The sequence below is a fragment of the Candidatus Magnetaquicoccus inordinatus genome (assembly GCF_004217665.1).
GTDB lineage: Bacteria > Pseudomonadota > Magnetococcia > Magnetococcales > Magnetaquicoccaceae > Magnetaquicoccus > Magnetaquicoccus inordinatus.
The window spans coordinates 1-8919 of sequence record NZ_RXIU01000151.1; the positions used below are offsets into that span (position 1 = coordinate 1).

Below are 8919 nucleotides of genomic sequence, written 5' to 3' on the forward strand. Positions count from 1 at the left end.
GCCGACCGTGTGAAAACGACCGAAGAGGAAGAAGGCGGGGAAAAGAACCGGAGCAACCGCACGAAATTCACCTGTTCCGACTGTGGGGCCAACGCATGGGGTAAGGCCGATCTGTCCCTGATTTGTGGTGAGTGCGATACGCCAATGAAGGGGGACGACGATTTGCCGACCCGTGGGCGGATTATCAGCGTTGTTTCTCTTTCAAGAGCCGCTATGGTATAAATAGGCTATGAACACGGAAAAATCAGAAACCGATATTGCCAGCCTCTACCAGAAGGCTTTCAAGGACTACGGGGCATCTGCCTTGTGGAGTAGTGCGCCCGTTCTTAATCCGACTCCGGAGGATGCCCTTGCCATTACCCGTAGCCTGCGGTTTGAGGGCAATTTACAGGCCCGCAGGTTGGCCGAACAGATCGAGCAGGTTTGCCGTGCCGTTGTCTAAAATTCAAAGAGACGTTTTGCGTCTTCTCGCGTCGCATCGCGACCCAGAGAGCTATGTTGCGGGCAGCACACCGCTCAATCGGAGCAACCCACGTTTTTCCGGTGATATTGACGTTTTTCATGACCGCGAGGAACGGGTAGCCCGTGCTTTTGCACAGGACAGTGCTTTGCTGATGGCGCAGGGGTTTGAGTTGCAAGATCTACGGCGCGAGCCTACTTTTTACGCCGTCATTGTTCGGCGTGGCGACGAAGCCACGAAATTTGAATGGGTGGTTGACAGCGATTTCCGTTTTTTCCCGACGGTGCAGGATAAAGAATTTGGGTATGTCCTGCACCCCATTGACCTTGCCACCAATAAGGTGAGTGCCGCAACCGGACGGCGCGAACCGCGTGACGTGATGGACTTGGTGACCATCCATGAGCAAGTGTTACCCTTGGGTGCGGTTATATTTGCTGCCGCTGTAAAGTCTGTTGGTTTTACGCCAGAAGGAATTATTAACGAGATTCGCCGTCTTGCCCGCTACACTGACGCTGATTTTCGGCGTGTCGCCAGTGATCCGCCGGTTGATCCTGTCGCCATCATGGTTAAGTTGCGCCAAGCCTTGGACGAAGCCGAAGCCTTTGTTATGCGGATGCCAACCGACAAAGTTGGGCTGTTGTTTCTGACAGGTGGTAAGGTTGTGCAACCTGACCCTGACCGGTTGGAAGACTATCAAACCCATGCCGGACAACGACGTGGGCAGTGGCCAAGCAGCCCAGAAATCGTTTCCGCCATGTTTGAGCGTTACAACATAGGCCCGTCTCTTTAGCGGTCACGGAGAACATTCCAGGCTTCCGCAATTCACCATTTTTCTTTCCCTACTGCCCCGCCCCCTCGTTTTTTTCAGCCTGTGACAATTTCTCTTGCGTTGAGATTCCACCCAGTTTTAATATCCCATGCTAAGGAAGTTTTAAAGAACGCAAGCCATGTGCGTAGGTCTACGCCACCCTTCGGTTGGCGCAGCCCGACGCACGCTTGGCAAGGGGGGGGTTCCCCCCCGTTGCATCCCCGAACGGAAGGAAAAGCCACAACCCCATGCGGCCCGAATGGCCCGCGTTGACTAGGTAAGAGAGGCACAGAGATGGAAGCAAAGGCCACAAAACACAGCAGCCAAAAGCGGCAGAGGCAAGGACTGGCCAAATGCTTTGTAAACGCGGCAGAGAAAGCCGAGATCGAAGAGAAGGCCGCGCGGGCGGGTTTGTCCGTGTCGGGGTATCTGCGGGCCTTGGTCTTTGGAAAGGACGCGCCGCAGCCAAGGGGGGCGCGGCGGCCTGCGGTCGAGAAGGAATTGCTGGTGCGACTTTTGGGCGAAATCGGGAAGATCGGGAGCAACGTTAACCAGATTGCCCACGTGGCCAACCAAGGCCGAGGGGTGAACTATCCGGCTCTTGTACAACTTTCAGCCGATGTCGTGGTTATGAGGCAGCAGGTCAAAGCGGCCCTTGGTCGAGGCGAGTCGGAGGAACTGACGCCGCTACCAGAGGGGGACAACCCGTGATCACAAAGGGGAACACCTCCACGGGGTGCGGTCTGGCGGCCTATCTGAACAAGGACGCCAACGACAGGGTGGAGGTGTGGGACATCAGGGGCGCGGCCATCAATGACTTGGCCGAGGCCATCGACGACTGGCGGGAGTTTTCCAAGGGCACAAATTGCGAGAAACCGCTTTACCACGCGCAACTGAATCCGGATCGCGCCTTGAGACGCGAGGAGTGGGGCAAGGCCATTGAAATTTTTGAGAAGGAAATGGGGCTGGAGGGCTACCCCCGCGCCGTTGTCCTGCATGAGAAGAAAGGAAGAGAACATGTTCACCTGGTCTATTCCCGCATTGACCTTGAGACCATGCGGGCATGGTCGGATTCATGGAACTACCTGAAACATGAACGGGCCTCACGGGAGATTGAGCGGGAATTTGGGCTTGATAAGACGCAAGGTGTGCATGTCGAGCGTGAAGACAGCCCACGACCGGGCAGGACTCCCAGCCACAAGGACATGCAGCAGGGGGATCGAAAGGGACAGGATGCCCGCGAGGTAACGGCGGAGGTGTCGGCCCTGTTTGCTCAAGCAAACGGTGCCGGTGCCGCGTTTGTGAAAGGGTTGGAAGGCGCGGGCTACACACTGGCGCGTGGCGATCAACGCGTTTATGTGGTGGTGGACAGGCAAGGGGGTGTGCATAGCCTTTCCCGAAGGGCGCAGGTCAAGGCGGCCACGTTGCGCGAGATGTTGAGGGATGCTCCGCTGGAAAAGTTGCCAAGTGTGAAGGAGGCCCAGGCGCAGCAGAAGGCACATGCAAAAGAACGGACAGGGACGGATTCCGGCAATGTGCATAAAGCGGCCATGACGGAGGCCAAATCGACCGAACCGACACGCGAGCCGCCAACCAAGGCTGCCGATCCATCACCATCCAGCCTGTCACCCCGAGGGGGTGGATTGCGTGGTGCCGGTGCTATAGTTCGTGAGGGGCTGCAAGTTGGTGGTGTTGCGGGAGGGGCTACCAAGTCGTTGATGAAGGCCGTTGACGGTTTGCTTGATTTTTTTATGGGCACACCTGCGCCAAAGGTGACGGCCTACGACCGTCTCACGGACCCAAAATTGCGCCGCCAAGAAATGCGGGCACAGGAATGCCGCGACCAAGCTATAGACAACATGCGGGACGCTATAGCGGAAGGGCGCAATCTGAATGCCGACGATTTACAGCAGCTTTCACGCGAAGACTTGCTGAATTTGCGGGCTAGGGGCGATGCTTATCTGTATGGGGTGATTGAGGAACGCGAGGAACGCCGACAGCGACAGAAAGACAGCGGACGAGAACGAGAATGGTAAAACCCTTGTCACTGGCGGAACGGCAAGGGGAGGACAGAAACGCAGCAGTGCCGGAGGGTTTGGATGCGGGAGTATTTCCCGCCGTCCGTTCGTTGCTGCCGTATGGAGGCCGACCGCAAGGCAGGTGACGGGTGTTCGGCAGGTTGGGCGATGGAGTCGCGCCGGTGTGGCGTCGTCATGGTCGCCGATCACGGTGCGGGTGACAGGGATGGTGCGTCTTACCGCCGTTGTCGCGTCGTGGCGACAGGCAGCCGCACAGGTGGCGAAGATGCGGCGGATATTGCGCCGCCGTCCGCACCGTGACCGGAAGTGGTCAAGGCCGATACGCCCGCACCATCAGGGCAAGTATTTTTTCTGTAATTGCTGCAAGCACTGGCATAACGATGGGGTGATTGAGTGCGAGCTATAACGATTCTAACCTATTTGGAATGGTATATATGAATTTTATTAATAAATTTCTTGACCATATTTTTGACGGATTCGGACTCCTTGGATTGGTGTTAAAGCTGTTTTTTAGTTGGCCGACGAGAATTTTTTGCCCAAACGATATTTATTGCAAGCCGCAAAATCTCGAAGCTTACGATGATTGCCTTGCCCAGACCGAAAACGGCAAGAAGTTCTGGATTATGAAGAGCAAGAACCGACAGCATATGCACAGAGTGACGAAGGCAAACGCCTTTTTCTTGAACATAAAGAGCGTTTTTAACGCCGTATTTTATGGCCTGTTCTGTTCTTCCCTTGGCTGGCTTGGGTTGGTGGTCAGTTACCCGCCCATAGTAAGGGAATATCTGCTTTCTCTTGTGCCTACGCCAACCGTTCTTCTGTCTCTGGCGCACACAACGCCCTATGTCTTGGCCGTCAGTGCGCCCATGGTGTTTTTTTCTCTCAACGCTATAGCATGGTTCTTCATGGCCCTAAGAATACTGCTGATGCCAAGCATAGAAAAAAGGTTCATCAAGGCTATGGAGCGGATGGAAGAACTGGTCATACCGCCATCGCCACCCGCTGACACAAGGGCAAAACCAGGTGATTCCAGCCGAATCCCAATTGGGAAGAAATAACGATGAGCATATGGGGTGTGGTTCGTTCAAAACTGGCCGAGACGGGGGCGGCGCGACAAGCTCCTCCGTCGGCTTTTTATCTTGGGGAACGGTTCGGGTTCGACGCCACGGGTCAGAAAATCCCGACCGGCGACGCTGTTACCTTTCAGGGAGATGAGCACATCTTGCTGATAGGTCCAACCCGTTGCGGCAAGGGGCGGAGCCTGCTTGCACCGAACCTGATTTTGCACCCCGAACACTCCGCGCTTGTCGTCGATCCAAAGGGCGAACTGGCACGGTGGACGGGGGATTACAGAGCGGGACAGGGGCACTCGGTGATCCACCTTGACCCGTTCGGCGTTCTCAAGGGGAAGGGAGGCGCGACCATGAGCCACGGGTTTAACCCGTTGCTTGCCTTGAATCCAGAAAGCGACGAGTTCATAGACGACGCCATGGGTGTTGCCGAAGCCTTGGTCATGATTGATGGTAACGAGCCACATTGGGCATCGTCGGCACAGGATTTTGTCGCTGGTGTGGTTATGTATGTCGTGGCCTCCGCCAAGGCCAACGATAAAAAACCGTCGCTTCGCCACGTGCGGCAGTTCATTACGTGCGGCAGTGATGAAATCGCCAGGGAGGTCAAGGCGATTGTCGGACAGGAAGGAGTTCACGAGGCTATCCCCGCCAAGCTGGAGAAGTTCACGGAGGCGGACAAAAGCAAGGAACTGGCATCGGTCATTTCTACGGCGCAAACGCAAACCCGCTTCCTTGATAGTCCCCTTATCGTGAACGACCTTGAGCGCGGGGAACTGGATTTTGCGGCCATGAAAACCAACCCCATGACAGTTTATCTGGTCATCCCGCCCTACCGTCTGGCCACGCATGGGAAATGGTTGCGTCTGGTGATAGGTGCGGCCATTCGGGACATGCAGAAGGAGACGTGCCCGCCGACCCGTCCCGCCGTGCTGTTCGTTCTTGATGAGTTCCCGCAGCTTGGCCGAATGGAGAGCATCGAAACTTCTATGGCCCTGAATGCTGGCTTTGGAATCAAGATTGTGGCTGTGGTTCAACACCTGAAACAGCTTGAGCATCATTACAAGGAAAATTGGGAAACGTTCCTGTCCGGTGGCGTCATTGCGTCGTTTGGTCCGCGTGACGCCTTCACGTCGGAATACCTCTCGAAGCTGTCCGGTCAGGAATACGTCGCCGTGACCAGCAAGACCCGTTCGATTTCCGGCCTGTCCGAGACCGAAAACCAGCAATTACAGGCAACGTTCCTGCCGCATCAATTCAGGATGATGTGGCGGGGGGAACTGGCCGTGTATCTGCCCACGGAGCAGGGGCAGGAATTATGGTGGGCAAAGGTGAAGGACTTCAGCCAATGGCCGGAGGTGAGACGGTTCATTGCAGAGTGACGTTACCCTGAATATCATGGGCAGAGGTGGTGGCCACGCCTTCGGCGTGAACATCGAACGCGCTGTTTTACTGCGCGTTCTGCATCCGTGGGCCGTACCCACAACCGGCACGCCTTTGGCGTGAGCTTTTTATGAGGTGGGCTGCACCCACAAGATTGCTCGGCAAGGTAAGGATTGGCTTGGGGTTGCGAGCGTCACGCGCAGCCTGCCCGCCGGTGCATGCGACATTAGACAGAATGACACATTTTGTCTAATGTTTGAAAAACAACACGCTCCGAAGCCAAGCAGCGCAAGGGTTACGCCAGGTGGGATTGGGGGGAACATTAGACAAAATGACAGACACGCGGAAACACCTGACCGGCCTGGAGGTTGAAAGGCTTTTGGCGGCCACCAAAGGGAGCCGTAATGAAGAACGCGATCGTTGCCTGTTGCTCCTTATGTTCCGGCACGGATTGCGCGTGTCCGAGGCATGCGGTTTGACGCTTTCACAGGTTGACCTTGAGAGCCGGGTTTTGCACGTGGCACGTTTGAAAAAGGGCTTGTCCACCACCCATCCATTGCGGGGGGATGAGCTGCGGGTGATCCGCGCTTGGTTGAATGAGCGCAAGAAACGTCAGGTAGTCGGGGATGCCTTCTTTGTCAGTGAACGTGGCACCCCCTTGAGCCGTAAAACGGCATGGGTGGTGGTCAATAAATGCGGTGAGCTTGCGGGATTGGCGCTTCCTGCCCATCCTCACATGCTGCGGCATGCGTGCGGCTTTGCCCTGGCCGACCAGGGTGCGGACACGCGGTTGATCCAGGATTATCTTGGACACCGCGACATCCGGCATACCGTGCGTTACACTGCCACCAATCCGGCGCGATTTGAAAGGCTGTGGAGGTGATTTTGTCTGTTATCGCATTGTTTATAAATAATAAATTTTCATGATAGAACGATGTGGCAGCAGATAAGCCCTAAAATGGACTGCCATGAGTTGACGAGAGGAATCAAAGCCCAATGACTGCATTGAGAGATTTGCTGAATTCGTACCGTGAGGCAGCGCAAACCGAGCGAGACAAGGGAACTTATTTTGAGCGGCTGGCCGTGGCCTTTTTGACTCATGATCCCGTGCAAGTTCAGCAATATGAGACCGTTTATGCCTACAAGGATTGGGCATCTTTGCATGGTTGGGATGGGCGCGACACCGGCATTGACCTGGTTGCCAAATTGCGTGGCGAAGATGGGTTTGCTGCGATCCAGTGCAAGTTCTATGCTTCCAAACACCGCATCAGAAAAGAGGATATCGACAGCTTCATTTCTGCCTCTGCCAAGGAGCCATTCAAGCGTCGTGTCGTCATTGACACCACAGATGTGCCGTGGAGCGAGAACGCGGAAACCATGTTGCGCGGCCAAGCAATTATCACGACACGTTTGAGCCTTTCTGACCTTGAGGCCAGTTCGATCCAATGGGAACGCTTTGCTGCAAAAGGCGAAATCGTTCTGACCAAGAAGAAGACCCTGCGGCCACACCAGAAAGATGCTATTGATGCTGTCCGATCCGGCCTTGAACAGGCTGATCGAGGCAAATTGATTATGGCCTGCGGCACAGGAAAGACCTTCACCAGCCTCAAAATTGCAGAAGATTTGATCGGCCCTGGCGGGCTGGTGCTTTTTCTTGTGCCATCGTTGGCCCTCATGTCGCAGACTGTGCGTGAATGGACAATCGACACAGCAACACCGCTGCGATCCTTTGCCGTTTGCTCGGACACCCAGGTTGGCAAGCGGCGCGTGAATGCTGAGGATGTGGCCGAGATTGATTTTCTTGATTTGACGTTTCCGGCAACGACGGATGCAACAAAATTGGCAATTGGTGTCAAGCACATAGCCAATGACACCATGACAGTCGTGTTTGCCACCTATCAATCAATCCAAGTGATTTCTGATGCGCAGCGCAGGCATGGGCTTCCCGAATTTGATCTGATCATTTGTGATGAAGCGCATCGAACCACCGGTGCGACTTTGGACGGAGAGGAAGACAGCAATTTCGTCAAAGTTCACGACCAAAAAGTGATTGCTGGAAAGAAGCGGATTTACATGACGGCTACCCCGCGCGTTTTTGGAGAGAGCGTCAGGTCAAAGGCCAATGAGGTTTCAGCCGTCCTATATGATATGGATAACGAAGCCTATTTCGGCGATACGCTTTTTGCACGCGGCTTTGGATGGGCCGTCGAAAACAAGCTTTTGACCGACTATAAGGTCTTGGTTCTGGCCGTGGATGAGCATCTGGTTAGCAGCGGCATTCAGAAACGTCTGTCCGATGGCTCATCCGAGTTGAAGCTGGATGATGCGACCAAGATCATCGGGTGCTATAAAGCCCTGGCCAAGCATGGCTTGAAGGATGAATTGCTGACCGATCCGCAGCCAATGAAGCGGGCGATTGCCTTCTGCAAAGACATCGCCACTTCCAAGATGATTCAGCAGGAGTTTGCCGCTGTTGTAGCGGAATACCTGGAATCTGACGAAGGCAAGGAAGCGGAGGGTGACTCCCATCCGCTTGAATGCCAGTTGGAGCATGTGGATGGCACCTTCAATGCCAAAGCCCGTGACCGCCTTCTGAACTGGTTGAAAGACGAACACGGCGATAATGCCTGCCGCATTCTCACCAATGCCCGCTGCCTTTCGGAAGGCGTGGACGTTCCCGCTCTTGATGCCATTTTGTTCATGCACCCGCGCAAGTCACAGATTGACGTGGTGCAGTCTGTTGGGCGTGTCATGCGCCGCGCTCAAGACAAGAATATGGGGTATGTCATCCTGCCTGTTGGGGTTCCGGCTGGAGTGACTCCGGAGGCGGCACTGAATGACAACGAACGTTACCGCGTGGTGTGGCAGATTTTGAATGCCCTGCGTTCGCACGACGAGCGCTTTGATGCCATGATCAACAAGGCCGATCTTGGTGTGGACGTATCCGACCACATAGAGGTCATCGCTGTCAGCAACAAGCTGCCAGCCGGTAAGGCAGACAAGGAGGGGGGGCCAAATATCGGACAGGGCAGCGCCCCATATGCGCTAACATGTTTTCCCCGATACAGCCATTTGTCGCTTACGTTTTCGCGGTGATTCTGCCAGTTGGGTCAGGATCACAGACCAATCTTTCATGACATTGTCGAAAGAAAATACTGG

Annotated in this window: 7 protein-coding genes and 2 pseudogenes; all 9 read left to right on the forward strand. The window is 55.0% G+C overall.

Going from position 1 to position 8919, the window contains the following annotated elements; translation table 11 throughout:
• Nucleotides 1-222 (forward strand): annotated as a pseudogene (locus EJP87_RS18550) (hypothetical protein); the annotation flags it as partial.
• 7 nt (nt 223-229) lie between these two features.
• A complete protein-coding gene (locus EJP87_RS11040) occupies nt 230-442 on the forward strand; it encodes a hypothetical protein (RefSeq protein WP_130471931.1) in 213 nt (70 codons plus the stop codon).
• Nucleotides 435-1250 (forward strand): hypothetical protein, encoded by an 816-nt coding sequence (locus tag EJP87_RS11045; RefSeq protein WP_130471932.1) that lies wholly within the window; start codon nt 435-437, stop codon nt 1248-1250. The genes EJP87_RS11040 and EJP87_RS11045 overlap by 8 nt, the downstream gene beginning before the upstream one ends.
• A 312-nt stretch (nt 1251-1562) precedes the next feature.
• Nucleotides 1563-1979, forward strand: coding sequence for a plasmid mobilization protein (locus tag EJP87_RS11050; RefSeq protein ID WP_130471933.1), 417 nt, complete (start codon nt 1563-1565; stop codon nt 1977-1979).
• Nucleotides 1976-3304 (forward strand): relaxase/mobilization nuclease domain-containing protein, encoded by a 1329-nt coding sequence (locus EJP87_RS11055; RefSeq protein ID WP_130471934.1) that lies wholly within the window; start codon nt 1976-1978, stop codon nt 3302-3304. The genes EJP87_RS11050 and EJP87_RS11055 overlap by 4 nt, the downstream gene beginning before the upstream one ends.
• Before the next feature lie 437 nt (nt 3305-3741).
• Entirely contained in the window at nt 3742-4365 is a 624-nt protein-coding gene (locus tag EJP87_RS11060) for a hypothetical protein (protein ID WP_130471935.1), read from the forward strand.
• A 2-nt stretch (nt 4366-4367) separates the two neighbouring features.
• A complete protein-coding gene (locus EJP87_RS11065) occupies nt 4368-5759 on the forward strand; it encodes a type IV secretory system conjugative DNA transfer family protein (protein WP_130471936.1) in 1392 nt (463 codons plus the stop codon).
• A gap of 332 nt (nt 5760-6091) precedes the next feature.
• Nucleotides 6092-6643, forward strand: coding sequence for a tyrosine-type recombinase/integrase (locus tag EJP87_RS11070; RefSeq protein ID WP_130471937.1), 552 nt, complete (start codon nt 6092-6094; stop codon nt 6641-6643).
• Between the two features lie 113 nt (nt 6644-6756).
• Nucleotides 6757-8733: pseudogene (locus EJP87_RS11075) on the forward strand (restriction endonuclease); the annotation flags it as partial.
• Between the last annotated feature and the right edge of the window lie 186 nt (nt 8734-8919).